We start from the raw sequence: 24,121 nt of genomic DNA, 5'->3' as shown, positions 1-24,121 counted from the left end.
TCAGGAAGGGGGGGGAATCTGATGCTATTCACCATTCATTTTAAAGGTCAAACTATCAAACGGCTTACAATCATTTTGCCTTTTATTTTTGCAACATTGCTTTTCGGAGCCAATACGCAATTATCTCATGAACTATACAAAGAAGCAAGCAGGCTGTTGAATACCTATAATGGTGAACCCAATAGACTTCAAGAAGTACAACGGATAGCTACTAAACTTACACAGATAGATCCAAATAGTGCTGAGGCGTTACTGGTGAGGGGAAGGCTTGTTTTTCAATCAGCTTACTTGCAAAGAGATAATTATAATAAAGAGAATCTGGACAAGGCTAAGAGAATCTCACAAAAGGTGATGGATAACTTCCCTCAGATGATAGATGGATATATCTTCGCAACCGCATGTTATATGAACGACCATACAAATTATGGTACACAAAAAGCATTAGAGTTGCTTCGGAAGGCAGAAGCAATCAATAAAAACAATGTTCGTGTGCTTCTCTTGAATGCAACAATTGCCAACAAGAAAAAAGAGAGCAGAAAGGCAATATCATATGCTAAAAAAGCACTATCTTTCTCTACTGAAAACTGGCAAAAGAGTCATGCTCATCAGGAGCTCACCAAAGCATACTGGAGACTTAAAGATTACAAGAAAGCACAACAGTCATATCTTGAGATTATCAGGCTACAACCTAGTTCACCTTGGGCTTTGATCAACTACTCCTCGTTTCTTAGAAAACGAAAAGATTATGATGGTGCTATTCATTATGCTAAGAAAAGTCTTTCGTTAGCCAATTATGGTATGGGAAGATGGGTGCTTGCTGAAGCCTATTATAAAAAAGGCCATGAAATGCACTGGGGAGGTGGGAAGAAGCGTGACCGTGTCAATTCTAAGAGATGGTTTAAACTGGGTGTAGATGCCTATCCTGAACACTATGGAAACCACTACGGACTCGGAGCATCTTATTTTTATACCGGATGGAAAAATCGGAATGTAAAGATGATTGAAAAAGCTAAAAAAGAGTATGTGGAATGTCTTCGTATTCGCCCTGGAGATAAAAAAGCAAAAAAGGAACTTTCCAAAGTGGAAGCTTTTTTGAAAAAAGTTAGATAACCATGCTTTTTGGTTCTCACGTTGTACGTGGCAACCAATACTTCGATAAATGATTCAAATCATTTTTATTGTGTCGTTTCCTTATAAAACATCCCAATAGAGAACATTTTATAAGGTTTTCAATTGAAGGGTATGGATTTATGGCCTGCAAACGTCGCTATAGCGGATAACCTTATAAAATATGTTAGATTATAAGGTTTTCATATTTTAAAAATATAGAATGAATTTAAGCACAAATATATTGACCGCAAATGTTATAATTGTTACTAATTCAGTAGCATTTGCCTTTAAAAATTGATTTCTTTAGTTAGTTGGATGTTGATATCCCAATTAAAAAAGCGATAAAAATCATTAGTGAAGTAATAACTGGTATATAGATTATTTTTCTTGTGGTTGGGATAGCCATTGCTATAACGCCACCAAATAACGCAAACGCAAATGATCCAATGACTCCATTCATCCATTCGCTCCGAGGTTGAGTAGCAAAAATGAGTAGTAAAAAGATTATCAATAAAATTCCCCCTGAGAACAAAAACTTTTCACCAAACTTTTTGTTTTCATTAGTAGAGTTTTTGATGACTTCTGAAATTGGCACTTGTCTCACACCACACTTAGGACAAATTTCTGCTTTAATATTAATTATTTGACCACATTCACTACAATACTTCTCGTCAGCCGTTTTTGTCTGTTTACTCTCAAAATTTTGCATTTACTATCCCCTGCCTAACTATTTTATTAAAGGAATATAGAATCCTTCTATTATGATATTTGTTAATGATAAGAGTATACCAAAAACGTCTTGTTTTAAAACCTTATAAAATATATAACTTTATAAGGTTTCAATTTATCACTGGTTCCCAAATTGTATTTGGGAATCCATACGGAGCATGTGGCAGATCAGTTCACTATACACACCTAAACTCGGTTTGGGAGTGAGAGAGATTGCTTTCGAGGATATTTGCATAGGCCATTCATCCTGATTTGCGTTGAAGATTATATCGGTTTCATTAGAAATCATCATCGTCATTGAAGAATGCATCCACTTCAGCTTGCTCTTTTGCTTCTTGTATCGCATCAAGTTCCGCCTGGCTCATCATCATGGTTTTCATCTTTTGGACAAAAATAGTTTTGTCGGGCAGTTTCGTAAAATAGGCATAAATACCGTAACCCATGATCAGGAATGTGGAGACAAGGATAACCTTCTGAGCCACGGAAAAGGTCTGGATGGGCTCTTTAATGTTCATTTCGCATATACCGCCCGGACAGTACTTCGGATCTTTTCTCTTGACCCATTCGAAGATCTTGCATCCCAGGCAGATAGAGAATGCCGCCTCGAAGAAGAGCAGGGCCATACAGACCATACATACCATAACTTTTAGCGGGTTGGGTTGGAAATCAATGACCAGATAGTAGAACATCGGCCATGCCAGTATAAATCCCAGCATCCATGCAAAACGCTTCTGTGCAGCCCCAACATACTCAGGCTTCTGGTTTTGTACAAAAAAACGCCCCAGCATCAAACTGGGTGCATACCGTGGCTGGATGATACGCATTGTAAAGTCGATCGCAAAAAATGTTATAAAATATTTAGAAAAGACTGCCGTATGCAGTATGATCCCATTTATCAGTCCGAGAAATGCGCCGACAAACAGTATAGCTGCTGCCGCACGTGCCTCTCTTTCGTTGAGCATCCCCACCTCATATCCTGCTACTTTTTCACCATATGCGAAAAACTCTTTTATATTCATCTTATTTTTCCTTTCATCGTATGACTTAGCTGTATATGCTTCACATCAGCATGAATAAACAAATTTATAGTAACCCCAGTAATGCTGTCAATAATACAGGCGGAGTGATGACAAGCCCGACTTTCATATACTCTCCCCACCCTATCTTGACTCCTTTTTGTGCAAGTACATGCAGCCAGAGCAGGGTGGCGAGTGATCCTATAGGTGTCATCTTCGGTCCCAGATTGCTTCCGAGGATATTGGCATAGGCAAGGGCCTCCTGGCCCGCTTCGTCGATGGCGATATCCATGATCATGATCGTCGGCATATTGTTCATCACTGCACTCAGCCCTGCAGAGAGGAATCCTGTACCGATCACTGCGGCGGTCTCTCCCCTCTGTTGCAGGTGTATGATAAGTTCTGCCAGATAAGAGGTAAGTCCTGCATTTTTGAGCCCGTAGACCACGACATAGAGTCCTATTGAGAACCAGACCACCTGCCAGGGTGCAGCTTTGATCGTCATGATGGGTTTGGTTGCTTTATAGTGGTTGGCTATTGCTAAGAAGAGCAGTGCACCGCCCAGTGCAAAGAGTGATACAGGGAGGTTGAAATAGTCACCGATAAAGTAGCCTATCATCAATAGCCCCAGAAACCACCAGCTGAGCCTGAACATCGTACTGTTTTTGATCACAGATTCAGGTGTTGCAAGATGTTTAACATTGATATGGGTAGGGATATCTTTTCTAAAGTAGAGCCATAATACTACCAAAGAAGCGATGATGGCTAAAAGGTTAGGGAGGAACATATTTTTGGCATACTCCCAGAACCCTATATCAAAATAGCCTGCTGTCACAATGTTGGTCAGGTTGGATATGACCAGCGGACTGGAGGCGCTGTCACCGATAAATCCGCCAGCCATCAAAAAGGCAAAGACCGCCAGAGGCTTCATCTCCAGATGTTTCATCTTGGCCAGCAGGATAGGGGTCAGGATCAGTGCTGCCCCGTCATTGGCAAAGAGGGCTGCGACCACTGCACCAAGCACCAATACATAGACAAACATCAGATGGCCGTTCCCCCGGCTCAGTCTCACCATCTTAAGCGCTGCCCACTCAAAGAATCCTATCTCATCAAGTACCATCGATAGCAGGATGATCCCGATAAATGCGAGTGTCGCATCCCATACGATATCTGTGACGATCCATACATCATCCAGGCTGACTACGCCTAAAAACAGTGCCGCTATGGCACCGATGATCGCAGTCGTACCGATTTGAAGCCCTTTTGGCTGCCATATCACAAATACCAAGGTAATTAAAAAAATTGATACCGCTAAAAACATCGTTTACTCCAATGAAATAATGAAGTAACTATAGCAGAAATAAATAATCATATCAAGATATCTTGATTTAATGATCTGATTCTGCTACAATCTTCCTAATTCTAAACGAGGAGAGCATGATGAAAAGGTTACATATACATATATCGGTAGAGGATCTGGGAAAAAGCATACAGTTCTATACGGCGCTTTTCGGGAAGGAACCCACAAAACGTAAAGAGGATTATGCCCAATGGCTGGTGGACGACCCTGCTGTCAATATGGCGATCTCTTCGGGCAGAGCAAAAAAAGGGCTGAACCATTTGGGCCTGCAGGTTGACAGTGACGAAGCGGTGCAGGAGATTGAGGCGAGACTTCAGGCTGCCGGTGTTTTGGGAGAAAAGCAACAAGAGGCAGTATGCTGTTATGCAAAATCCAACAAGTACTGGGTCCAGGACCCTCAGGCTGTGATCTGGGAAAACTACCATACGATGGAGCAGGCAGAGACATTTGGAGGCGACAGTTTTACCGGAGGGATCGGATGCTGTGAACCGACTTTCAGCACGAATGGTCAGTGGTCAACAGAGAGATGCTGTTAAAGTGTTGACGCACTCAATGACAAATAGAGAGTAGTGATCCTTTGTTGGGGTATCGTACTTCCTGCTTAAGACAGAATATTACAATCAGGAGAATGCAAAATATGAAAAAAAATGTATTGGTTCTATGTACGGGGAACAGTTGCCGTTCAATTATGGCCGAAGCGCTTATCAATGCCAAGCTTGGTGAGTGTGTGGAAGCACAGAGTTCAGGCGTCAAAGCAAGCGGTAAAGTAAACCCGAATGCCCAGGCACTCTTAGCGTCAAAAGGGTACTGGAGGGATGCATACCACTCCAAAGTCATTGAGACGGTACTCGATACGCCATTTGATCTGGTCGTAACGGTATGTGACCATGCCCATGAAACCTGTCCTATGTTTCCCAAAGCAGTCAAGACGATACATGTAGGTTTTGAAGATCCAAGCGGCAAAGCGGTGGAGGAGTATGAAAAAACATTGAATCTCATTGAAAAAGAGCTCCTTCCGATCATCAAAGAGGAGCTTTGTTAAATGTGGAACGAGCTCTCCAAAGCGTTTATCTATAACTTTGCAGGTTTAGAGGGGAAGTTGGCTGATGCTGCACACTTTTTTCTCTATGACACGATAAAGATATGGTTTTTGCTCCTCACGATCATCTTTGCCGTCTCTTTTTTGAGAACGTGGGTCAATACAGAGTATGTCCGTGCACATCTTCAAGGGAAATCGGCACTCTACGGACATGTGGGAGCTTCACTGTTCGGGATCATCACTCCGTTTTGCTCCTGTTCTGCGATCCCGCTTTTTCTGGGGTTTATCCAGGCAAGGATCCCTGTAGGGGTAACGTTTAGTTATCTTATCTCTGCCCCGATGAATAATGAGATTGCCATCGCGATGCTTTTTGGACTTTTTGGCTGGAAGGTTACAGCTATCTATATCGGTTTCGGACTGATGGTTGCCATCCTCGGCGGTTATTTTATCGGACGAATGGGGGCAGAAAAAGAGATACTGTTGGAGGTGAAGCCAACGGATGCAGCACTGGAAGCCGAGCTTGTAAAACTGACATTTAAAGATAGAGCGAAAGAGGCATGGAACTATACCCTGGATATCTTCAGAAAGATTTACCTCTATGTCCTGCTCGGTGTAGGGGTAGGGGCGTGGATACATGGCTATATCCCCACTGACTTTATCGCACGCTATACGGGTGAGGGCAATCCGTTCGCTGTGATTATCGCCGTGATGATGGGAATCCCTATGTACTCCAATGCTGCAGGTGTCATGCCTCTGGTAGAGGTTCTGACAGACAAAGGGATGCTTTTAGGTACGGCACTGAGTTTTATGATGGCGGTAACGGCACTAAGCCTACCCGAAGCACTGATACTCAAAAAGATCATTTCCCTCAAACTCATCGGTATATTTTTTGCCATCGTAGGAAGTGGGATTATCGCAATCGGGTATCTATTTAATCTTATATTATAAAGGAGAAAGAGTGTTTAAAGTCAAGAATACCGATCATGGTATAGAAGCGTTTTTAGGCGGCTTCAAGGCTGAAGAGATTCATGCAAAAGTACAAGCGTGTCAAGAAGGGCAGTGCAGCTGTGCCTGTGATCCTGAAATGATGCAGAAAATCGAGAAAATAGAAGTAACGGCTGAAGAGAACGGTGCAACTGTCACGATTACGGGTGATGTGCATGCAGAAGAGTTAGAACCAATGATGAAGGAGTGTCTGCTATGAAGATAGAAGTATTGGGTACAGGGTGTGCCAAGTGTGTTGCGTTGGAAAAAGTTGTAAAAGAAGCGGTTGCTAAAAGCGGTAAATTCGCCCAGATAGAAAAAGTGGATGACATTATGAAGATCATGGAGTACCAGGTAGTAAGTACACCCGGACTTGTGATTGACGGCAAAGTGGTAAGTACCGGGAAACTGCTGAGTGTAGATGAAGTTTTGGCACTCATTAACGGGTAAAAATGCAAGAGAGTATCCTGGCATTACTTGAATCAAATTCGCTTTTGGCCTTTGCAGGTGCATTTGGGGCAGGCAGCATCACGGCAGTTGCTCCCTGTTCACTCGTCTCTGTACCTCTGTTGGTAGGAAGTGCAGTAGCATTGAACAAGGATCTGGAGGGGAGAAAAAAAGTATTTTATACCTATGCATTTGCATTTTTGTTTGCGCTTGGTGTGATGATAAGTTTTTCTATTTTGGGTCTCATTGTGGCAAAGTTCGGGGGATTTTTTTCCGTGGCTCCGATCTGGGCATACCTTCTTGCTTCGGTTTTGAGTCTACTCATCGGTGTGTATGCCTGGGGTCTTCTGGGTGAGATAAATAAGTCAGCTATTATGCTGCATCTGATCAGATACCGCCTCTTTGGCGGATTTTTGATAGGGATCATATTTGGTTTGGTCAGTACGCCTTGTGCTTCGGCACCGCTTGTTGCGATGATTACCGTTGCTGCCAACAGCGGGTATGTATATGCCTATGGACTTATTTTGACATTTGCATTGGGGCATTCATTGCTTCTGATGATGGCGGGTATTTCGGTCGGCTTTGCACAGGGTATCGCTTCAAATAAAGCCGTTGCAAAAGTATCAAACGCTATCAATAAAGGTTTTGCACTGATGTTGATAGGTATAGGTTTCTATTTTGCATGGCAGGTATATTTACAGATTTAGGAGAGAAAATGAGATTTTTTATTACAGTTTTTTTGATGTTGTTCGCTTCGGTTGCCTCTGGTGATGACCATATGCTCAAAGAGAGTGCATACGCGCAGGTGAAACAGAGTATCGGCAAAGGTAAACCCTATTTTTTGGAAGTAGGTTCAGACAGCTGTCATAGCTGTAAGGTGATGAGTCAGATGCTCTATGAAGCTAGACAAAAACACCCCGGGTACAACATCTCTTTTATCAATGTCAAAAAAGAGCGTGATGCTGCATCCGAACTTCATGTGATGATGATACCGACCCAAATTATTTATGATGGGAACGGCAAAGAAGTCTATCGGCATATCGGAGTGTTGAGCGAGGATGAACTTGCCGCACTCTTTACCACTTATATGTTTTAAAGAAAAGGTCTGTTCATGATCTAACGTGCGGATTGACAGATGAAATCATACAAATTACTTGACTATTCTGATACTTTTAGTTACATTTTAAATATATCATTATAAGAAAGGTATATATCATGACAAGAGAAGAGATAGCAAAACTGGGTGATGACTATGAGGTATGTCAGTGTATGGCGATCACACTTGGAGAGATCATAGAAGCGATCAAGGGTGGTGCGACAACAGTAGAGGCGCTGATGGAGAGTACCGAAGCAGGGACGGTATGTGAGCTGTGTCAGTCCCGCGAGATGGATGAGGATGAAGACAGAGAGCTGCACCTGGACGAGATCATTGCTGCCTATACGCCGGGGGATTAACCTATGAGATCTCTTTGAGGAGAGCGACCATATTGCGGTAGTGGTCACCATGCCAGTAGATACGGTTGCAGGTAGGGCAGCGCTCAAAAAACTCAAAATGTTTTTTGACCCCTTCAGGCAGCCGGTCGATGAGCTCCTCCTTATCGACGCTCTCCAATGGTGTGTTGCAGACGGTACAGCGTGAATTTTCCTTGATCTCCTTTGAGAGTCCAAAGTGTTCGAGTATCGTTTTGAGCTGTGCCTGGGTATCTGTCTCTCTCAGCAGAAAGGCGTTGGCACTCTTGCGCTCTGAAAGCTCACGGTCTCTTGTCAGAATGATACGCCCCTCTTCGTTTGCCATTTTGATCAGGTCACTGTCCTCGATATGGGTGAAGTAGAGGGTATCATACCCCAGTATACGCAGGTATTTTGCCACTCTTCCTAGATGACAGTCAGCGATAAATTTCGGCGCACGAGGCAGCTTACTCATAGAGTCTCCAGTGCCCGATATGGCGATGGTCCAGATGGGGTTTAAGATAGTCGCACAGGTCAGGGAAAAAGTCCAGAAAGTCTTTTTCCAATGCTTCTTCTGCATCTGCCACTTCATTAATGTAGCCGCTTGCACGCTCTCTGGCTAAAAGTCTCGGAGATAACCTCTTGTCGACACTGATCAATACCCTGTGCAGCTCTTCAAGGGAGTTGTACTTATTGAGCCTGTCCTGCTTCACAAGATTATGGATATGAGATTGGTGTTGCAGGGGGAGCGCAGGAGCGCGTTTGATAGCATTGGTATAAAAGTCCGTGATAAATCTCCTTCTGGGAACCCTGGAGAACTTCTCCCAGTGCTTAGAGAGAAGATAGTCATAGGTCAGGTCGATGACCACACCCCTGAGCAGACCGTGCGCTCTCAGTCTGGATTTACTGAGAGAGAAGATCTCATGGCTGTCGGTATAGCTGTCGATCAGTTTGTGAACGGCTAGCCCCTTTTTCAGGTCGCTACTGGCACTCTCCCAGGCTCTACCTTTGATGGGGTCTGCCAGGTAGTTACCCAGTTGGAAGTCCACTTTCGCTTCTGAGAGCAGTACGTGTGCGAGCCAGTTCATTGTATCGTTTACTGATAGTTGATTTTGAGCGGGATCTTCGCTCCCCAATGGGTTTCAGCCTTTATCTCACTCCCATCGGTCTGATAATGGACGGTGACTTCCTGATCGCTGTTCCATGTGATATCGGGTGCCTGATGCTTTGGTGCTCCTGCTACCACAAACACATTACCGGCCCTGTTCTCCAGGCTTTGGCTTGCATCAAGGATAGAGATTTGCGTTGTAGCGCCGTCTGTCCCGCCGCAGTCCCTTTGAAAAGTAACCGCTTTGAGCGATTGATCGGGTGAGAGATATGTTTCATATATCTTATTCTCACACAGCCCTTCTGCCAAATCCTCGGCAAAATAGAGAAATACCAGCGCAGTCACGATAGAAAAGAGGATAATGACAGAGATAGAGGTTTTAATCATTGGTACATGCCTTAGTCAATTTTGGAAGCTCTATCTCCAGATAACTGATCTCCTTGAGTACATTCTGTCGAAAGCTGTCCAGAGGAGAACGGATAGAGTAGTATGCCCAGCGTCCCTGGCGTTCCACCCGTAAGAAACCGGCATCTTTGAGTATCTTGAGGTGGCGTGAGATGCGAGACTGGATCATCTCAAAGGACTCTTCCAGTTCACAGACACAGAGAGGCCCGTGTTCATCTATAAAGCGTAAGAGTTTGATCCTTGTCTCATCATTCACTGCACCGATTGTTTGTAAAAAGATTTCCATAAAAGAAGTATAGCAAAATATCGCATTTTGAAAGATTTTGAGGCTTGTTTTGAAAAATTGGATAGAGTTACACTATGATGTTGCACCTTGATCTGGACTGCTTTTTCGCAGCCGCACACCGTATCGATGCGCCTGAGTTGCATGGTATCCCTATTGCAGTGGGAGGAAGAAGCAACCTGAGTATCTTTGATCGTAAAAAAGAGCGCAGATACCTCAGTGCCGTCAATGGTGCATTTACCAGCTCCATTCTGAGCAGCAATGAGGGGAAAAGCTTTGAGGAGTACTTTGTAGATCCTGACGGAAGAGTACGGGGGATCATCACGACAGCTTCCTATGAAGCACGTGCATACGGGGTCAAAACAGCGATGAGCGTCGCCGAGGCACTCAGGCACTGTCCGCACCTTACAGTCATCCCGCCGGACTATCCGCTCTACCATAAACTTTCACACCAGCTAAGAGTGATGCTGGAGCGAGAGATCCCTTCCATAGAACAGTTCAGTATCGATGAGTTTTTCGGTGATGTAAGCGGGTGGATAGCAGATCACGAGATAGAAGCATTTGCACTCGCGCTTAAAAACAAGGTGTATAAGGAGATGAAACTGCCGATCTCTATCGGTGTATCCGGAAGCAAGTGGATCGCAAAGCTGGCCACAGGATTTGCCAAACCGGACGGTATCAAGGTAGTCTATCCGGGTGAAGTAGACCACTTTATCAAAGATATCCCCATAGAGAAGTTTCCGGGTATCGGCAGGGGATATCAGGAGCGTTTAGCGGGACGGGGGATTCGTACACTTGGAGATATCAAAGGGAGAGAGGCGCTTTTTTACTCCTGGGGTAAACCGGGAAAACAGCTTTATGACCGTGTCTGCGGCATCGACGAAGAGGGGATCTCCGTAGCCCATGCCAAAAAATCTATCGGTATAGGCAGAACATTTGACCCGGAATCCAACCGTGATGAGATACGCAGGCGTATCACGATCCTCTGCAGGCACCTTGCCTTTCTTGTCCATAAGGGTGGTCACGTGCCTACCACTTATGCACTGAAGATCAGGTATGAATACCGCAGCAAATCAAAGGGGTTTATCAACGCTAACAGGCTTTTTAGCGAACAGTACTGCAAGGAGGTGATGTTGGAGCTCTTTAACAAGATCGATACCCATACCAACCATGCGCTCATACAGTTGAATCTTACACTCTCCAACTTTGCAGAAGAGAAGGGGGTCACGATGGATCTCTTTCATTATGGTGAGGATCAGAAGGCTTCCAGCCTTACTGAGTCGATGCAGAAACTGCGTGAGAAGTTCGGTATAGATATTATCAAAAGCGGGGGAGAGCTGTAAGCATCCATGGAAGTCCTTCGACCGGCTCAGGACGAACGATTGGATGGTATGTTGGTACCGTTCATGCTGAGCCTGTCGAAGCAGGGTTCCGGTGAGCTTGCCAGCCCACGCTGTGACCCAGACTGTCACGCTATGCCAGAAAGAAGAGAACGACACCCAGTATAAAGATAAAGAGCAGGCTTCCGTAATCGAGTATTTTTCTCAGTGTATGGTTGGAGGTACTCTTCTGACGTACTTTGATAGAGAGCAGGGCAGCTGCAAATATCACGATACTCATTCCGATACTCATGAACACAGCGGAGAGGAAACCGACAAAGTAGGCACCCAGGCTCAGCGAAAATACAAAGATCGTAATCGTCCCCGGACAGGGGACGATACCTGCCGAGAGGATAATGCCGAGATCGGTAGAGGTACTCTGACAGGCACCACAGCCGCAACTGCTCGCATGCTGGTGCGGCTGGGTCGCAGACCATAGAGGCTGTTTCTTCTCTTTTTTCGGCAGTCTTTTGTAGAGCAGATAGAGTGCAATGACGATAATGATCACGGCACTGATCCTGATCGTGACTGACTCCAGGTCCGCAAAATAGGTACTGAGATAGGTATTGAGGACAAAATAGATCACAAAGGTCAGCAAAAAGGCAGAGAAGGTATGTACCACACCGATCAGCGATGCGACACTGAAAGCTTTAAAAACAGAGCGGTTATTACCCAGGAAATAGGCTGCGACCAGACTTTTGCCATGTCCCGGACCCAGGGCATGGATCACCCCGTAGATAAGAGAAAATGCAAGGAGCCAAAAGTATGCAAGGATAGACCCTTCACGCTCGATCTGTTTCACCAGTCCGAAAATATGCGCTTTTGTCTGTTGCAGTTTCTCCCCCAGGAAGCCTAACATACCTGTAGCGTTGTTTTCTCTATCCGTTAGTGTGTTTTGAATGTTTTCTATTGAACTGCCAAGTTTCATATCATTTAACGGAATGAACGAGGTGCTTCCCGCATCGATAAAGGTCGAGTTGTTGTCAGACTCCTGCAGCGAAACCTTCTCTATCGCAAATCTGAAAAACCCCTGCTTGTCAAACATGCTAAGGTATATCGCATCTCCCACCCTGGGTCTCTGGGATAGGGAGAGGTGGTACTGAAAATACATTTGATCAGACTTGTAATAGGTCTTTACCCTGCTGATAGAGAAGTCGAGATAGTGTGCCACATCATAGGCATCGACATTTTCAACATACTTGATATAGGTGAGATAGTGGTCCTGAGAAAGGTAGTCTGCAAACGTCGTGGTGATCTGATCAAGCTCTGCGGCACTCAGTTTACCGTCTCTGTCTTTGTCATGGTTGAGTAGGGTTTCTGCAGAGAAGTATTGTTTGAAACGCCAGGTAAAGTCCAGCTCTATGCGGTCTGCTGTATGATGCTCCTCGATAGAGACGGTGACATGAGGTACCTGCGCCCTACATAACGCACACGCGAAGGTAAAGCTGCTGAAGAGTAGGAAAAAGAGCAGCGTCCTAAAAAGGATCATGAAGCACTCTTAAACTTATTGAGAAGCAGAAACATACCAAGCCCTACTGCCGAGATGATGATGATCGAAGCGCCCGAGGTGAGGTTATAGGTATAAGAGACTGCCAATCCTATCAACGTGAAGAGGGTGGCGATAAGTCCGGAGTAGAGCATCATTTTCGCCAGGGAATTTGAGAGTTTTTCTGCGATATAGACCGGGATCGTCAGCATGGCGATCACCAGGATAAGTCCCACCACTTTGATAGCGATCACTACTGTCAGTGCGGAGAGGATCAGGATCAGTGTATAGAAAAGGCGTACATTGACACCGCGAAGGGCCGCATATTCGCTGTCATAAGAGACAGCAAGGATATCACGGTATCTCAGGCCCATCACTGCAACGATCACCCCGAGCAGTGCCCCCATAAAGTAGAGATCCTCACTGCTTACAGCCAGGATAGAGCCAAAGAGATAGCTCATCATATCCACATTGTATCCCGGAGTGATATCGATAAGGATGACACCAATGGCCATTCCGACCGCCCAGATCAGCCCGATAAAGGTATCGATGCGTTCACGTTTTCTGAGCGTCAGCGCGGAGACAAGAAGCGCCGCACCTACAGCGAAAAGGGATGCGCCCAAAAAGATCGGCAGTCCCAAAAAGACTGCAAGCCCGATCCCACCGTAGGAGGCATGAGCGATCCCTCCTGCCAGGAATACCATACGGTTCACCACGATGAGTGACCCGATGATACCGGAAGTCAGACTGACCAGCAGTCCGGCGATCAGTGCATGTTGGATAAATCCATAGGAGAGTGCTTCTATCATGGTTTTGTCCTCCATTTTTCTACAGGTTCACACGCCTCACAACTGCTTTTGGAACCCAGCATCTGCAGAAGTTCCACTTCACAAAAGTGCTCTCCTTTGCTGTGGGTATGGAAGGTTTTCTCTTTGTTGGAGATATCGTGATAGGAGAGTGTTTTGTTGATATGCGCTACCTTGTTGGCATACTCCAGGATCACTGAGATATCATGACTGACGACGATGATCGTTACACTCTTGGCAAGCAGTTTAAGGAGTTCGTAGATATCTCTTTGTCCTGCCACATCGATGCTGGCAGTGGGCTCATCAAGGATAAGGATGGAAGGGTGTGCACAGAGCGCTCTGGCGATCATGACACGCTGTCTCTGACCTCCTGAGAGAGAGCCGATCTTCTGATCGGCATAGGCTTCCATGCCTACCTGTGCCAATGCTCCCATCGCACAGGAGATCTCCTCTTTGCCATAACCGAATAGCGGACGCTTTCCGCCCACATGCCCCATCATCACCACTTCGATCACCTTGATAGGGAAATCAGTATTGACATTGGTGTTTTGCGGTACATACCCTATATGAGAGAGGTTTTTGCTCGGTTCTTTCCCCAATACTTTGACCGTCCCTTTTTTGGGATTGAGGATACCAAGGATAACCTTGAGGAGGGTGGATTTACCTCCGCCGTTCGGGCCGATGATCGCCAGGAAGTCCTCTTTTTGAACACTAAGATTGATCTCTTCAAGGATCAGCTCTTTCTCGTAAGAAAAGCTCACATTGGTGACGTCGATCACACTCATAGCTTACTTCCCTGCAACAGCGTTGGCTAAGTTGATCAGGTTCTGTGACCAGTTGGGTGCGAGCGGAGAAACCTTGATCACCTTGATACCGAGCTCTTCTGAGATCAGCTTGGCTGTCGCATCAGAGAACTCGGGCTGCGTAAAGATCGCTTTTACCTTGTTCTTCTTTGCCTCTTCGATCAAATGCATAAGCTCTTGAGGCTTTGGTGCTTTACCTTCGACCTCTACAGGAAGTTGTTCCAGCCCATAGGCTTTTGCGAAGTACCCCCATGCCGGGTGGAAGACCATAAAGGCTGCATCTTCAGGCGTGTTTGCCAATATCTTTTTGACCGCCTCATCTGTCTCTTTGACCTGTGCCGTGAAGGTTTCAAGGTTTTTCTTATAGTAGGCTGCATTTTCCGGATCTGCTTTGCTGAGTGCTGCATAGATATTCTTTGCGATAGTCAGCACGTTTTTCGGATCGGTCCAGATATGCGGGTCGAGGGTACCCTTATGGTCATGCTCTTCATGGTGCTCTGCATCATCGTGGTGCTCATCCTCTTCATGATGCTGATGCACGTCATGCTCTTTATCATGATCCTCTGCTTTATCTTCATCATGGTGTTCATGGGATACCATCGGCAGTTTCTCTATCCCCTGTGAGAGGTCTATGATCTTCATATTCGCATTGAGACTGCTGAACTTCTCCATCCATACCTGTTCAAACTCTACACCGATTTTAAAGTAGAGTTCCGCTTTGGTGATCTCTTTCATCTGTGAAGGTTTAGGCTCATAGGTGTGTGGCGAGTTCCCCGGTTTGACCATAAGGGCTATCTCCACCTTCTCCCCACCGATCGCTTCAACGAAAGTTTTTTGGGGTAAGATACTGACAACGGTTTTGATATTTGCAGAGAGATATGACGTTAATAGTGTGATAATAAGTAGTAATTTTTTCATAATCGGCATTATAGCGAATTGTCCCGCAGTGGTAGATAATAGTGATAATGATTTTTGATAAATTTTTTCCTTAAGTGCAAGCCGGAGCTTTGGGAGATAAAATTCCAGCTTGTTTCATCTATATTATTTTAACTCTTTTTCTATGGTTTCTGTGTCCAGGTTGCCGTGTATTTCCAAAATATGCTTGATATGTTCATTGAGTTTATGTTTCTCTTTCAATGTACTTTGACTGTATCTCTCTTTGAGAGAGTCTAGATGCATTTCAAAATCTTCATTTACCGTATCTTCCTGTAAGTTTTTTTCATTTTCCATTTTATTTCCTTTCTTTGGGTTTGATTATACAAGTGTATACATTATTATTCTATCCTATATATCTGTATGGATTTCCACAAAAAATTTGGAAACCAGTAAAGAGTTGTAGGTTCTCATATTGTTACATCTCAATCGTTTTCAATAAGGAAAGCTCTTGATTTTGTACTGTTTTCTCTTAGATGTTTTATTTTGGAATATTCTACTGAAAAAAAGCACTCTTTTGCTTCTTTCATTGAGTTGAAGGCTATAATGATAGATCTTTCAGGCTTTTCCCCACTCAAAGGTATTATCTTATTGCTTCTGGCAATATATTCACCCTGATGTGCCTGAATAATTTTTACAACTTGATCGATATACTCTGCATACATGTTCTCATCAAATATTTCTTCAATCATCACTACAAAAATTATTTTTTTCAAATTTATATCTTTTAATGCTCTCTAAGTTTTGATTATGCCAACCTGGCACCGTTTGGTAACTCCATATCAACAGTCGAAAGTACGACTGAACCATCAGGTCTATGCAGCCCTGTAACCAAACATTCGGATATCATAGGGCCAATTTGTTTTGGTGGGAAATTAACGACAGCTAACACCTGCTTATTTAATAACATATCTTTTGTATATAACTCTGTTATTTGTGCACTGGATTTTTTCACACCGATCTCCTCTCCAAAGTCTACTTTCAATTTAAAGGCAGGTTTCTTTGCTTCCGGAAAATCTTCTACTTCGATGATGGTTCCGACTCTAATATCGACTTTTTGAAAGTCATTCCACTCTATAGTTTTCATTTATTCTCCTGGTCGGTATAATGTTTATTTCCAGTTCTTTCTTCTTCCTCGTCCCGCAAACTGGAGCTTGGGGAGTGCCATACCTATTATTGTATCACCAAAACCTCTTAATTCCCAGTAAACCATCCATATACACATAATTCCTTGCCGGACTATATCTTCAATCAGTGGTACCGTCTATATATCTACGCTTCTCAGGATTGGTATAAATCTATTTTGTAGCAGTATGATCTTCGCAAGAGATGTTTGGCAGTGCCAAACCTACGCAATGCAGTACGAACGGATTTTTCGTAGGGTGGGAACATCCCACCATGATGGTGGATTTTATCCACCCTCCAGTGAGCACTCTCCTTAGCTACACCTTGATACGCTACACCCATGAGCGCACATGCACGCTTGTCGGGAGTTCTTTCACATCTGCTGGAGTTTGGTGACGAGGGAATAGCCGATAGTTGAACATGGTGTCGGGATAACACCGCTGTGCTATAATGAGGAGATAACAACAGCATTTGAAAAAGGAGTTACGATGCCTGCCAAGCGAACCGCCTCTGCTCGCCCGCTTTATCTCTGCGCACCGGTTAATGCCTTGGTTGAGGGGCTGTATGAAGAGAACATCCCTTTTGCCGAGGTCAAACGCCACGGAGACTTTGGGCTGGGAACCTTTGACGACCTCGATGGTGAGATGGTGATGCTCGGTGGCAAGATCTACCAGATCACCGCTGACGGTGAGGCGCATGAGGTGAGTGAGGAGCTTCACACTCCTTTTGCGGTTGTTACCTTTTTCGAACCGACCTTTTCGACGACCTTCGACGAAGGGATGGATTACGAGACTTTCCAGGAACGTCTCGAAAGCCTCTTCCCTTCGCCGAACCTCTTCTACGCCATCCGCGTTACGGGAAGCTTCAGCCACATCCGGGCACGCTCCGTCCCCAAACAGCACAACTACCGCCCGCTTGATGAAGCGGCGCACGAACAGCATACCTTCGACTTTAAGGATACAGAGGGGTGCCTCGTCGGATTTTTTACCCCGGCGTTCATGGCCTCGCTCAACGTGCCGGGCCTGCATCTGCACTTTCTCACAAACGACCGCCGCCGCGGCGGCCACCTGCTCTCATGCCGCCCCGAAACGGTCACCGTAGAGGTCCAGGTCATCCATGCCCTCGAACTCTCCCTGCCGATGACCCGAGACTACCTGACCCGGGACTTTTCCCACGACACAACGGCCGCACTGGAAAAAGTGGAAAAATAAGCCTAGTGCAGGGCATATCTCAGTTAAAACAATCAATACCACCGATAGGTGGAAGCAATACCCAAGAAACAAAGTCGTAGTGTCTGCATCTCACCTACGGAGAGGTGAGACGAGGAAAAGTTTGCATCCCAAGCTGTAGCTTGGGGCGTAGGAGAAAAATATCGCTTATTGAAAAGTCTGTTTTTTATCCACAGATAAACGCCCATATAATTTTTATGCCCAAAAGATAAAGGATAATCGCTAAAAATCTCTTTATTTGAGTTTGTGAAAGTTTATAGATCATCAAATGATTTCCTACAATCCCGCCTAGAATTGATCCAATCGCAACAGCACCTAAAAGCAACCAATCAATCTCTATCAAAAAGAGGTAAGTGCTAAATGCAAAAAGTGTTGAAAAAGGGATTATAAAACTTACCAAAATCGCTACTTTTTTTGCTTCATATCCAAGATATATTAAAAGTGGCACGATGATTGCACCACCGCCAATTCCTAAAATTCCACTTATATATCCAACGAGTATTCCACCAAAAATCATAAGCCATTTGATTTGTGTATGCACATGACTTGATGGTTTCCCTTTAAGCATCAAAGTAGCACTTATGAATAAAAATATCCCAAATCCAAACTTCACATACTCCGTATCCAAAAATGTAGAACTATAAGCTCCAAGCGGTGCGAAGATTGTAGTAGCCAGTGCGAAGGGGAGTACCTCTTTGATACCCACTAACCCTTTTTTAAAATTAAGAATGGAAGCGCTGATGGTTGAAAGGGTATTGGAAAAAAGTCCAGAGGCTTTGGCCATATCAAATCCCACTCCAAATAAATTTAAAAATGGGATAAGCGCCACCGATGAACCAACCCCTCCAATAGAAAAAATGGTAGAGATGATAAAAGTTAAGAAAAAATAAAAAAGATATTCCAATTTATCTCCAGTCACCGGTACCATTACCATATCCGCGTTTCAGCGGGTCGGCATGAATATCTTGTATCTTATTTATCATCATCGCATCGCTTTGTATCAGCATTATCTTCTCAAGAGACGTTTGGCAGTGCCAAACCTACTACTGTTTTGGTGCGTGGCTACGCACCCTACGCGAAAGATCTCGGATGGAACAGATTTAGAAGAGAAGAGTAGAGTCTTAGTACTCTTCTCCCCCTTCATAGTAAAACTCGTCCAATCCTTCCAAGAAGGCATCCAGGAGTTCATCCGAGCAGGGTTTGAAGTTTTTGTGGCTCTCTTTGCGGAAGAGGGAAGAGAGCTGTTGTTTGCTCAGCTCTACATCTACCAGGGCAAAGAGCATCTGAAGTTCGTGCTCTTTGAGGTTGAGTGCGATACGGAGCTTTTTGAGGATGAGATTGTTGGTAAGTTCTACCGCTTCCTCTTCATTTTTCTTCTGCGGAGCAGGGCCGCGCTTGAGTGTGACCAGTCCATCCAGAAAGACCCCCAGCTCTTCATAGCTGCATTGTTCAAAGCCCTTATCCTGACGGCGTTTGAGCAGGCTCTCCAGATGCTCCGGAGTCATTTCATACTCCTCCAAACCATAGGCTTTTAGTATCTCTTCATTGGTGAGGTGCAGGGCTTTTTTGATCCTGTAGAGGATATCGTTGGTTGTGATGATCATGTGTCTACTTCTTTGCTACTTCTTCTGCGAGGTCTCGCATGCCCTTGGTCAGTTCATTGATGAGCTTCAGGCAGTTCTTGTCTTTGATGTTGTGTTTTAAAGACCAGTACTCCGGGTTGGTGTATGAGATGGTCGTCTCTCCCTCATAGGTTGTGGTAAAGAGCATCTTCAGGGGAAGATCCATCCCCATCGAGGGGTTGCACTGCATCAGTACCGTAGCGGTGAGAGGATTCTCAAACTCCACTACCGTGTTCTGTTTGAGCGCCATATTGAGAGACTTGGCATTTTCGGAGTGATCGATCGTGGCAAAGTGGGTGAGTCCTCTCTCCTTGATGATCTTCTTCAGCTTGGCGATCGCAGCAGGTGCTTTGTTTTGGCTCGGTACCTCTTCGATAAATGCACCCTTCTTGTTCTCACATCCTGCCAGAGCAAACAGTATCAACGCAGCTACTATTAAATTTCTCATCTCATTCCTTTGCTAATGTGCTTAAAAGCCAAGCTTCTAAGCGGAGGGCTCACAACGCTGGCGTTGTTATAGAGGTTTTGCCTCAACTTCCACACTTATACGTTAAATCTGAAGTGCATCACATCGCCGTCTTGTACGATGTACTCTTTACCTTCAAGTCTGTTCTTCCCTGCCTCTTTGGCACCTTGCTCCCCACCGCACGCGATAAAGTCCTCATAGCTGATCACTTCTGCACGGATAAAGCCTTTTTCAAAGTCATTGTGGATCACGGCTGCAGCTTTCGGAGCAGTCGTACCTTTACGGATCGTCCATGCACGTACCTCTTTGACACCTGCAGTGAAGTAGCTCATGAGTCCCAGTTTATCAAATCCTTTATGGATGATCTGGTCAAGTCCTGACTCCTCTACACCGAGTGACTCGAGCATCTCGGCTTTCTCTTCTTCATCGAACTCCACCATCTCCTCTTCCACTTTGGCACAGAGTTTGATCACCTCTCTGTTACGCTCGGCAGCATAGGCTTTGACCGCCTGGACATACTCGTTGTCTTCAGCGAGTCCGTCTTCATCGACATTTGCACCATACATGATCTCTTTGCTTGTAAGGAATCTGAGGTCTCTGTTCATGAGTTTGAAGATATCTTCATCGACTTTTTCAAAACTTGATACAGGGTTTCCTTCTGCGATAAACTCCATAAGCTCTTCAGCGATCGCCAGTTGTGCTACGGCATCTCTATCTTTACCTTTGGCTTTTTTCTTCAGGCTGTCGATACGCTTTTCCAGTGAATCCATATCTGCCAAAAGAAGCTCCTGCTCAATGATCTCGATATCTCTGATCGGATCGATACTCCCCTCAGTGTGGGTGATGTTCTCATCTTCAAAACATCTAACAATTTGAAGGATCACTTCTGTTTCACGGATATTTGAAAGGAATTTGTTCCCAAGCCCTTCACCTTTGCTAGCACCTTTTACAAGTCCTGCGATATCTACGAAATCGAGTGTAGAGTGCTGGAGACGTTCCGGGTTGACGATCTTTGCGAGTTCGTCAAGTCTTTTGTCCGGTACGGGTACGACTGCCTTGTTCGGTTCGATCGTACAGAAAGGGTAGTTAGCACTCTCAGCATTTTGTGCTTTTGTCAGTGCGTTAAAAGTGGTGGATTTACCGACATTCGGTAATCCTACAAGTCCTATGCCTAGTCCCATGTCATTCCTTATGTTACTATAGTTTAATGGTTGTGATTTTAGCTAAAAATTGGTGAAGAGGGGGTTAGTTTCCCGTAAGTATGCATCAGAAGAGTCTATATGCAGCATGATGTTGTGCGTTTTAGAGGATCTCATCTTGAAGATAGAGTCTCATCGCAATGATAAGTCTGTTCAGTTTCTCGGGGAAAACCTCTTTGAACTCTTCGATACGGTGTTCTGTACCGTAGATAAAAAACTTTTTCATTCTCGCTACCGCTTCATCCATTTCATAAGCACCCAGTGAGTGGAGTTTGGGGCCGATCTTTACACATGCAAGTTTGATCTTCTCATACTCTTGCGCTTCGATCCACTTTGGCATCTGTTTGACAAGGCTGCCGTTTAAAGCGATAAACTCTCTGAGCATCTGTTTATAGAGCTGTTCATCCCCTTCATAGGCAGCGATGCCTGCTTCCACATCCAATCCTTTCATCTTAAGTGCGGAAAGCGTAGAGACAGGTCTTAGAATATGGCCCAGGTAGGTTTGAAACAGCGTATAAAGCCGTCCGATATTCAGGGGTTTTGTCATATATCCATTCGCACCGGCTGCATACATACGCTCTAGCTCTTTGCCCATGGTAAATGCGGTGAAGGTGATGATAGGCAGCGTATCAAAATGATGATTATTTCTGATCTTTTCTGTACAGGTATATCCATCCATCAGAGGCATACTGATATCCATCAATACCAGGTCAAACTCCCTATCGGGAAGATGGAGCTGCTCCAGTGCTTCTTTTCCGTTGTTGGCGATAGTGATAAGTATCCCTGATTTTTGCAATATCCCCTGGAGGATCTTTTGATTGATCTTGTTATCCTCCACAAGCAGGACCCTTGCTCCTTTAAAGTTATAGAAGTCATCTACTGTGATATTTTCTGCCTCTTCAAAAGGTTCCCTTGTCGTGTAGGGGAGATTTCTTGGACGTTGACGTAGCGTTTGAGGGGAAGATGTATGTTCATACGTTTTGTCTGTATAGGGTGAGATATTGGTTTTATCTGCATAACTTTTTATCTGTTTGGATGTCGATAACGGGGAGTCTGTTTGTCTCTGTTTGCTCTTGTTTCTTGTGTAAGCATAGAGAGAGACCGCAAGAAGTGATATGAAAAGAGAAACGATCAAAAACAGGTCAATCAAAGATGATGTATTTGATGGAGGCATCGAATCCCCTTCTGCATATTTGGATAGTGATACAAATATTAAAAAATATTTCTTTCATTTTATTATATATTAGACGGACTTATGCTTCTCTTGAGAAATCTGGCTGTCACCGTATCCATCGTCTCTATATGTGTCACAAGCCAGTGAGGCAGTACTTCGATCAGGTAGATCTTGAGAGGCTTCGGTTCCCTGGTCCCTTTCCATTGTTCCATCAGGCTGGATATCTCTCCAAGTACCCTGTCATGTTCACCTTTATGCATGGCATAAGGGGGAAAACCGCTTTCTCTCATCTTCACCTCTTCCCCCTCAAAGTGTGAGACGGTATGGGTGTACCACTTTTCTAAAGAGCTATCTACCGCTAAAGCGTTCTTTTCTGTAGGCTCACTCTCATAAGCTAAGAGTGTTTCAAAGAGACGGTTGATCAGATGCACATCCTCTTGGTGTACTTCGTTCATAAACGCCATATCTACCAAGGGAAGTGTATCAATATCCAGAAGCATAGGTTACGCTTTCGCCAGCTTTTCAAGCAGTTTTACCATCATACGTACACCGGCACCGCTTGCTCCGTGAGGGTTCTCTCCCCATACGTGTTCTACAAAGGCAGGACCCGCGATATCGATATGCGCCCACTTCTCTTTGTGGTTTTCATCGATGAACTCCGAGAGGAACTGACCTGCGGTGATGGCACCACCGTATCTCGTGTTAGAGATGTTGCAGAGATCGGCGATATCTGATTTGAGCGTCTTTTTCAGGTATCGGTTGAAGTCAAGCTTGGTAGCCAGTTCACCCGCATTTTGCGCAGCCTCAACGACCATCTCTTTTGGTTGGTTTGTATTTCCCATGACCCCTGAAGTATAGTGCCCCACACCGACTACGCAAGCACCGGTAAGTGTAGCAAAGTCAAAAATATAGTCTGCTTTTACCTCTTGTTGTGCATAGCAGAGTGTATCTGCCAGAACCAGTCTTCCCTCTGCATCCGTGTTACGTACTTCGATCGTCTTACCGTTCTTTGCAGTGAGTACATCATCAGGCTTGTAGGCATCTCCGCCGATCATATTTTCCACTGCACCGACAAAGCCGTGTACTTCAACATCGAGGTTGAGTTCCGATACGGCTTTCATGATACCAAGCACGGCTGATCCGCCGCTTTTGTCTGACTTCATCGTCACCATATAGTCCGCAGGCTTGAGGCTGAGTCCGCCTGAATCATAGGTCAGACCTTTTCCTACAAGGGTGATGACCGCTTTAGGATTTTTAGGTTTGTGAGAGAGGTGGATGACACGCGGTCTGTGACGGCTTGCTCTTGCTACGGCAAGGAGTGTCTCCATCTTCTCTTTTCTCATCTCTTTTGATTTGAGGATAGTGAGATCCATCTCATTGTCTTTGGAGAGAGCGATAGCGATATCAGCCATGACCGCAGGATAACAGTCATCAGGCGTGGTGTTGACGATATCTCTGGTGAAGTTCGTAGCATTCGCTAGGATCTCTGCCTGGTGTACCGCTTTGATCGCACTCTCGGCATCAAGCTGATACGCATTATAGCTCTCCAATGAGATCTCTATATTTTTGATCGCAGATTTCTGTTTGTCACTTTTGTATCTGTTGAAAGTGTAGCCTCCCAGAACAATCCCCTCGACCATCGCCTCAAGTGATGCCGTTGAAGCATCATCCAGGTAGGTAGCTACTTTAAGAGACTTATAGCTTTTGTTTCCGATAAGCGAACGCAGTGCAGTAGCAACGGCCGGTCTGATAGATTCAGATGCAAGTGAATCGGCACCTACATAAAGTCTGTCTTTTTCTACAAGAAAACACAGCTCATCCTGCCCGCCTTTAAAGCCTGCTTTACCAAGTAGTTTGGCATCCGCTACAAAGTCGTGTTCCATATTTTTATCAGCGACGATAATGAGTTCTAAATCCGCTTTGATATCTTTGATTTTGTCTGTTGTGATATTGAAGTACATGTGCTATC

The 24,121-nt window shown here is 44.8% G+C and carries 32 protein-coding genes; 11 read left to right on the top strand and 21 right to left on the bottom strand.

Going from position 1 to position 24,121, the window contains the following annotated elements; genetic code table 11:
- The first annotated feature begins 21 nt into the window (after window positions 1-21).
- Window positions 22-1,110, top strand: a complete 1,089-nt coding sequence (locus AC4JOV_RS07790; RefSeq protein ID WP_229938145.1) for a tetratricopeptide repeat protein — start codon at window positions 22-24, stop codon at window positions 1,108-1,110.
- A 307-nt stretch (window positions 1,111-1,417) separates the two neighbouring features.
- Here the strand turns inward: AC4JOV_RS07790 and AC4JOV_RS07785 are convergent, their stop codons facing one another.
- From AC4JOV_RS07785 to AC4JOV_RS07775, 3 genes are all read right to left on the bottom strand, one after another.
- Window positions 1,418-1,819 (bottom strand): zinc ribbon domain-containing protein, encoded by a 402-nt coding sequence (locus tag AC4JOV_RS07785; RefSeq protein WP_229938146.1) that lies wholly within the window; start codon window positions 1,817-1,819, stop codon window positions 1,418-1,420.
- Window positions 1,820-2,117: 298 nt separating this feature from the next.
- Window positions 2,118-2,858 carry a DUF4395 domain-containing protein gene (locus tag AC4JOV_RS07780; protein WP_229938147.1) on the bottom strand — a complete coding sequence of 247 codons (741 nt, stop codon included), beginning with the start codon at window positions 2,856-2,858 and terminating at the stop codon, window positions 2,118-2,120.
- Window positions 2,859-2,922: 64 nt separating this feature from the next.
- Window positions 2,923-4,176, bottom strand: a complete 1,254-nt coding sequence (locus AC4JOV_RS07775) for an arsenic transporter (protein WP_229938148.1) — start codon at window positions 4,174-4,176, stop codon at window positions 2,923-2,925.
- A 119-nt stretch (window positions 4,177-4,295) separates the two neighbouring features.
- Here AC4JOV_RS07775 and AC4JOV_RS07770 point away from each other — a divergent pair, with 119 nt between their 5' ends.
- The 8 genes from AC4JOV_RS07770 to AC4JOV_RS07735 all read left to right on the top strand — a co-directional run bounded on the left by AC4JOV_RS07770 (window position 4,296) and on the right by AC4JOV_RS07735 (window position 8,140).
- The gene (locus AC4JOV_RS07770; RefSeq protein ID WP_229938149.1) at window positions 4,296-4,751 is read left to right on the top strand and encodes an ArsI/CadI family heavy metal resistance metalloenzyme; all 456 of its coding nucleotides are present in this window, start codon (window positions 4,296-4,298) and stop codon (window positions 4,749-4,751) included.
- A gap of 101 nt (window positions 4,752-4,852) precedes the next feature.
- Window positions 4,853-5,257 carry an arsenate reductase ArsC gene (locus AC4JOV_RS07765; protein ID WP_229938150.1) on the top strand — a complete coding sequence of 135 codons (405 nt, stop codon included), beginning with the start codon at window positions 4,853-4,855 and terminating at the stop codon, window positions 5,255-5,257.
- Window positions 5,258-6,202 (top strand): permease, encoded by a 945-nt coding sequence (locus tag AC4JOV_RS07760; RefSeq protein ID WP_229938151.1) that lies wholly within the window; start codon window positions 5,258-5,260, stop codon window positions 6,200-6,202.
- A gap of 10 nt (window positions 6,203-6,212) precedes the next feature.
- Complete coding sequence (locus tag AC4JOV_RS07755) at window positions 6,213-6,458, top strand: hypothetical protein (RefSeq protein ID WP_229938152.1); 246 nt, start codon at window positions 6,213-6,215, stop codon at window positions 6,456-6,458.
- The gene (locus tag AC4JOV_RS07750) at window positions 6,455-6,688 is read left to right on the top strand and encodes a thioredoxin family protein (protein ID WP_229938153.1); all 234 of its coding nucleotides are present in this window, start codon (window positions 6,455-6,457) and stop codon (window positions 6,686-6,688) included. The genes AC4JOV_RS07755 and AC4JOV_RS07750 overlap by 4 nt, the downstream gene beginning before the upstream one ends.
- Before the next feature lie 2 nt (window positions 6,689-6,690).
- Complete coding sequence (locus AC4JOV_RS07745) at window positions 6,691-7,392, top strand: cytochrome c biogenesis CcdA family protein (RefSeq protein ID WP_229938154.1); 702 nt, start codon at window positions 6,691-6,693, stop codon at window positions 7,390-7,392.
- Window positions 7,393-7,400: 8 nt separating this feature from the next.
- Window positions 7,401-7,781 (top strand): thioredoxin family protein, encoded by a 381-nt coding sequence (locus AC4JOV_RS07740; protein ID WP_229938155.1) that lies wholly within the window; start codon window positions 7,401-7,403, stop codon window positions 7,779-7,781.
- Between the two features lie 119 nt (window positions 7,782-7,900).
- Complete coding sequence (locus AC4JOV_RS07735) at window positions 7,901-8,140, top strand: (2Fe-2S)-binding protein (protein WP_229938156.1); 240 nt, start codon at window positions 7,901-7,903, stop codon at window positions 8,138-8,140.
- 1 nt (window position 8,141) lies between these two features.
- Here AC4JOV_RS07735 and AC4JOV_RS07730 read toward each other — a convergent pair whose 3' ends face one another.
- From AC4JOV_RS07730 to AC4JOV_RS07715, 4 genes are read right to left on the bottom strand one after another with little or no spacing between them, the layout of a single operon-like run.
- On the bottom strand, window positions 8,142-8,609 hold the full coding sequence (locus AC4JOV_RS07730; RefSeq protein WP_229938157.1) for a Mut7-C RNAse domain-containing protein: 468 nt from the start codon (window positions 8,607-8,609) through the stop codon (window positions 8,142-8,144).
- Entirely contained in the window at window positions 8,602-9,222 is a 621-nt protein-coding gene (locus AC4JOV_RS07725) for an ACP phosphodiesterase (protein ID WP_229938158.1), read from the bottom strand. The genes AC4JOV_RS07730 and AC4JOV_RS07725 overlap by 8 nt, the downstream gene beginning before the upstream one ends.
- Window positions 9,223-9,230: 8 nt before the next feature.
- A complete protein-coding gene (locus AC4JOV_RS07720; RefSeq protein ID WP_229938159.1) occupies window positions 9,231-9,629 on the bottom strand; it encodes a hypothetical protein in 399 nt (132 codons plus the stop codon).
- Entirely contained in the window at window positions 9,622-9,933 is a 312-nt protein-coding gene (locus AC4JOV_RS07715; RefSeq protein ID WP_229938160.1) for an ArsR/SmtB family transcription factor, read from the bottom strand. The genes AC4JOV_RS07720 and AC4JOV_RS07715 overlap by 8 nt, the downstream gene beginning before the upstream one ends.
- A 74-nt stretch (window positions 9,934-10,007) precedes the next feature.
- Between AC4JOV_RS07715 and AC4JOV_RS07710 the strand changes: the two genes are divergently transcribed.
- Entirely contained in the window at window positions 10,008-11,273 is a 1,266-nt protein-coding gene (locus AC4JOV_RS07710) for a DNA polymerase Y family protein (RefSeq protein ID WP_229938161.1), read from the top strand.
- Between the two features lie 130 nt (window positions 11,274-11,403).
- On the opposite strand, the gene AC4JOV_RS07705 is transcribed toward AC4JOV_RS07710, so the two are convergent.
- From AC4JOV_RS07705 to AC4JOV_RS07675, 7 genes are all read right to left on the bottom strand, one after another.
- The gene (locus AC4JOV_RS07705) at window positions 11,404-12,798 is read right to left on the bottom strand and encodes a HoxN/HupN/NixA family nickel/cobalt transporter (protein WP_229938162.1); all 1,395 of its coding nucleotides are present in this window, start codon (window positions 12,796-12,798) and stop codon (window positions 11,404-11,406) included.
- Window positions 12,795-13,604 carry a metal ABC transporter permease gene (locus AC4JOV_RS07700; RefSeq protein WP_229938163.1) on the bottom strand — a complete coding sequence of 270 codons (810 nt, stop codon included), beginning with the start codon at window positions 13,602-13,604 and terminating at the stop codon, window positions 12,795-12,797. The genes AC4JOV_RS07705 and AC4JOV_RS07700 overlap by 4 nt, the downstream gene beginning before the upstream one ends.
- Window positions 13,601-14,386, bottom strand: a complete 786-nt coding sequence (locus AC4JOV_RS07695) for a metal ABC transporter ATP-binding protein (protein ID WP_229938164.1) — start codon at window positions 14,384-14,386, stop codon at window positions 13,601-13,603. The genes AC4JOV_RS07700 and AC4JOV_RS07695 overlap by 4 nt, the downstream gene beginning before the upstream one ends.
- A 3-nt stretch (window positions 14,387-14,389) precedes the next feature.
- Entirely contained in the window at window positions 14,390-15,322 is a 933-nt protein-coding gene (locus AC4JOV_RS07690) for a metal ABC transporter solute-binding protein, Zn/Mn family (protein WP_229938165.1), read from the bottom strand.
- Between the two features lie 123 nt (window positions 15,323-15,445).
- The gene (locus AC4JOV_RS07685; RefSeq protein ID WP_229938166.1) at window positions 15,446-15,634 is read right to left on the bottom strand and encodes a hypothetical protein; all 189 of its coding nucleotides are present in this window, start codon (window positions 15,632-15,634) and stop codon (window positions 15,446-15,448) included.
- A 128-nt stretch (window positions 15,635-15,762) separates the two neighbouring features.
- A complete protein-coding gene (locus AC4JOV_RS07680) occupies window positions 15,763-16,029 on the bottom strand; it encodes a DUF1330 domain-containing protein (protein WP_491522206.1) in 267 nt (88 codons plus the stop codon).
- A gap of 56 nt (window positions 16,030-16,085) precedes the next feature.
- Window positions 16,086-16,424, bottom strand: coding sequence for a tRNA-binding protein (locus tag AC4JOV_RS07675; RefSeq protein ID WP_229938168.1), 339 nt, complete (start codon window positions 16,422-16,424; stop codon window positions 16,086-16,088).
- A gap of 526 nt (window positions 16,425-16,950) precedes the next feature.
- On the opposite strand from AC4JOV_RS07675, the gene budA reads away from it, so the two are divergent.
- Window positions 16,951-17,673 carry an acetolactate decarboxylase gene (gene budA / locus AC4JOV_RS07670; protein ID WP_229938169.1) on the top strand — a complete coding sequence of 241 codons (723 nt, stop codon included), beginning with the start codon at window positions 16,951-16,953 and terminating at the stop codon, window positions 17,671-17,673.
- A gap of 184 nt (window positions 17,674-17,857) precedes the next feature.
- On the opposite strand, the gene AC4JOV_RS07665 is transcribed toward budA, so the two are convergent.
- From AC4JOV_RS07665 to AC4JOV_RS07635, 7 genes are all read right to left on the bottom strand, one after another.
- Window positions 17,858-18,610, bottom strand: a complete 753-nt coding sequence (locus tag AC4JOV_RS07665) for a sulfite exporter TauE/SafE family protein (protein ID WP_491522129.1) — start codon at window positions 18,608-18,610, stop codon at window positions 17,858-17,860.
- Between the two features lie 202 nt (window positions 18,611-18,812).
- A complete protein-coding gene (locus tag AC4JOV_RS07660; protein WP_229938171.1) occupies window positions 18,813-19,295 on the bottom strand; it encodes a YehS family protein in 483 nt (160 codons plus the stop codon).
- A 4-nt stretch (window positions 19,296-19,299) separates the two neighbouring features.
- On the bottom strand, window positions 19,300-19,761 hold the full coding sequence (locus AC4JOV_RS07655; RefSeq protein ID WP_229938172.1) for a DUF302 domain-containing protein: 462 nt from the start codon (window positions 19,759-19,761) through the stop codon (window positions 19,300-19,302).
- 95 nt (window positions 19,762-19,856) lie between these two features.
- Window positions 19,857-20,960 (bottom strand): redox-regulated ATPase YchF, encoded by a 1,104-nt coding sequence (ychF, locus tag AC4JOV_RS07650; RefSeq protein WP_229938173.1) that lies wholly within the window; start codon window positions 20,958-20,960, stop codon window positions 19,857-19,859.
- Between the two features lie 121 nt (window positions 20,961-21,081).
- The gene (locus tag AC4JOV_RS07645; RefSeq protein ID WP_229938174.1) at window positions 21,082-22,152 is read right to left on the bottom strand and encodes a response regulator; all 1,071 of its coding nucleotides are present in this window, start codon (window positions 22,150-22,152) and stop codon (window positions 21,082-21,084) included.
- A gap of 62 nt (window positions 22,153-22,214) precedes the next feature.
- Window positions 22,215-22,652 (bottom strand): bacteriohemerythrin, encoded by a 438-nt coding sequence (locus AC4JOV_RS07640; protein WP_229938175.1) that lies wholly within the window; start codon window positions 22,650-22,652, stop codon window positions 22,215-22,217.
- Between the two features lie 3 nt (window positions 22,653-22,655).
- Window positions 22,656-24,113 carry a leucyl aminopeptidase gene (locus AC4JOV_RS07635; RefSeq protein ID WP_229938176.1) on the bottom strand — a complete coding sequence of 486 codons (1,458 nt, stop codon included), beginning with the start codon at window positions 24,111-24,113 and terminating at the stop codon, window positions 22,656-22,658.
- Window positions 24,114-24,121: the final 8 nt, after the last annotated feature.

The sequence above is a fragment of the Sulfurovum sp. MH2-6 genome (genome assembly GCF_058374785.1).
The sequence above is the reverse complement of the archived record's forward strand: the minus strand, read 5'-3'. Positions and strand labels throughout refer to the sequence as shown.

Excerpts from the sequence above, each read along its gene's own strand:
- AC4JOV_RS07790 (WP_229938145.1), top strand. The coding sequence starts at position 22 with ATGCTATTCACCATTCATTTTAAAGGTCAAACTATCAAACGGCTTACA.
- AC4JOV_RS07785 (WP_229938146.1), bottom strand. The coding sequence starts at position 1,819 with ATGCAAAATTTTGAGAGTAAACAGACAAAAACGGCTGACGAGAAGTAT.
- AC4JOV_RS07780 (WP_229938147.1), bottom strand. The coding sequence starts at position 2,858 with ATGAATATAAAAGAGTTTTTCGCATATGGTGAAAAAGTAGCAGGATAT.
- AC4JOV_RS07775 (WP_229938148.1), bottom strand. The coding sequence starts at position 4,176 with ATGTTTTTAGCGGTATCAATTTTTTTAATTACCTTGGTATTTGTGATA.
- AC4JOV_RS07770 (WP_229938149.1), top strand. The coding sequence starts at position 4,296 with ATGAAAAGGTTACATATACATATATCGGTAGAGGATCTGGGAAAAAGC.
- AC4JOV_RS07765 (WP_229938150.1), top strand. The coding sequence starts at position 4,853 with ATGAAAAAAAATGTATTGGTTCTATGTACGGGGAACAGTTGCCGTTCA.
- AC4JOV_RS07760 (WP_229938151.1), top strand. The coding sequence starts at position 5,258 with ATGTGGAACGAGCTCTCCAAAGCGTTTATCTATAACTTTGCAGGTTTA.
- AC4JOV_RS07750 (WP_229938153.1), top strand. The coding sequence starts at position 6,455 with ATGAAGATAGAAGTATTGGGTACAGGGTGTGCCAAGTGTGTTGCGTTG.
- AC4JOV_RS07745 (WP_229938154.1), top strand. The coding sequence starts at position 6,691 with ATGCAAGAGAGTATCCTGGCATTACTTGAATCAAATTCGCTTTTGGCC.
- AC4JOV_RS07740 (WP_229938155.1), top strand. The coding sequence starts at position 7,401 with ATGAGATTTTTTATTACAGTTTTTTTGATGTTGTTCGCTTCGGTTGCC.
- AC4JOV_RS07735 (WP_229938156.1), top strand. The coding sequence starts at position 7,901 with ATGACAAGAGAAGAGATAGCAAAACTGGGTGATGACTATGAGGTATGT.
- AC4JOV_RS07730 (WP_229938157.1), bottom strand. The coding sequence starts at position 8,609 with ATGAGTAAGCTGCCTCGTGCGCCGAAATTTATCGCTGACTGTCATCTA.
- AC4JOV_RS07725 (WP_229938158.1), bottom strand. The coding sequence starts at position 9,222 with ATGAACTGGCTCGCACACGTACTGCTCTCAGAAGCGAAAGTGGACTTC.
- AC4JOV_RS07720 (WP_229938159.1), bottom strand. The coding sequence starts at position 9,629 with ATGATTAAAACCTCTATCTCTGTCATTATCCTCTTTTCTATCGTGACT.
- AC4JOV_RS07715 (WP_229938160.1), bottom strand. The coding sequence starts at position 9,933 with ATGGAAATCTTTTTACAAACAATCGGTGCAGTGAATGATGAGACAAGG.
- AC4JOV_RS07710 (WP_229938161.1), top strand. The coding sequence starts at position 10,008 with ATGATGTTGCACCTTGATCTGGACTGCTTTTTCGCAGCCGCACACCGT.
- AC4JOV_RS07705 (WP_229938162.1), bottom strand. The coding sequence starts at position 12,798 with ATGATCCTTTTTAGGACGCTGCTCTTTTTCCTACTCTTCAGCAGCTTT.
- AC4JOV_RS07700 (WP_229938163.1), bottom strand. The coding sequence starts at position 13,604 with ATGATAGAAGCACTCTCCTATGGATTTATCCAACATGCACTGATCGCC.
- AC4JOV_RS07695 (WP_229938164.1), bottom strand. The coding sequence starts at position 14,386 with ATGAGTGTGATCGACGTCACCAATGTGAGCTTTTCTTACGAGAAAGAG.
- AC4JOV_RS07690 (WP_229938165.1), bottom strand. The coding sequence starts at position 15,322 with ATGAAAAAATTACTACTTATTATCACACTATTAACGTCATATCTCTCT.
- AC4JOV_RS07685 (WP_229938166.1), bottom strand. The coding sequence starts at position 15,634 with ATGGAAAATGAAAAAAACTTACAGGAAGATACGGTAAATGAAGATTTT.
- AC4JOV_RS07680 (WP_491522206.1), bottom strand. The coding sequence starts at position 16,029 with ATGATTGAAGAAATATTTGATGAGAACATGTATGCAGAGTATATCGAT.
- AC4JOV_RS07675 (WP_229938168.1), bottom strand. The coding sequence starts at position 16,424 with ATGAAAACTATAGAGTGGAATGACTTTCAAAAAGTCGATATTAGAGTC.
- budA (WP_229938169.1), top strand. The coding sequence starts at position 16,951 with ATGCCTGCCAAGCGAACCGCCTCTGCTCGCCCGCTTTATCTCTGCGCA.
- AC4JOV_RS07660 (WP_229938171.1), bottom strand. The coding sequence starts at position 19,295 with ATGATCATCACAACCAACGATATCCTCTACAGGATCAAAAAAGCCCTG.
- AC4JOV_RS07655 (WP_229938172.1), bottom strand. The coding sequence starts at position 19,761 with ATGAGAAATTTAATAGTAGCTGCGTTGATACTGTTTGCTCTGGCAGGA.
- ychF (WP_229938173.1), bottom strand. The coding sequence starts at position 20,960 with ATGGGACTAGGCATAGGACTTGTAGGATTACCGAATGTCGGTAAATCC.
- AC4JOV_RS07645 (WP_229938174.1), bottom strand. The coding sequence starts at position 22,152 with ATGCCTCCATCAAATACATCATCTTTGATTGACCTGTTTTTGATCGTT.
- AC4JOV_RS07640 (WP_229938175.1), bottom strand. The coding sequence starts at position 22,652 with ATGCTTCTGGATATTGATACACTTCCCTTGGTAGATATGGCGTTTATG.
- AC4JOV_RS07635 (WP_229938176.1), bottom strand. The coding sequence starts at position 24,113 with ATGTACTTCAATATCACAACAGACAAAATCAAAGATATCAAAGCGGAT.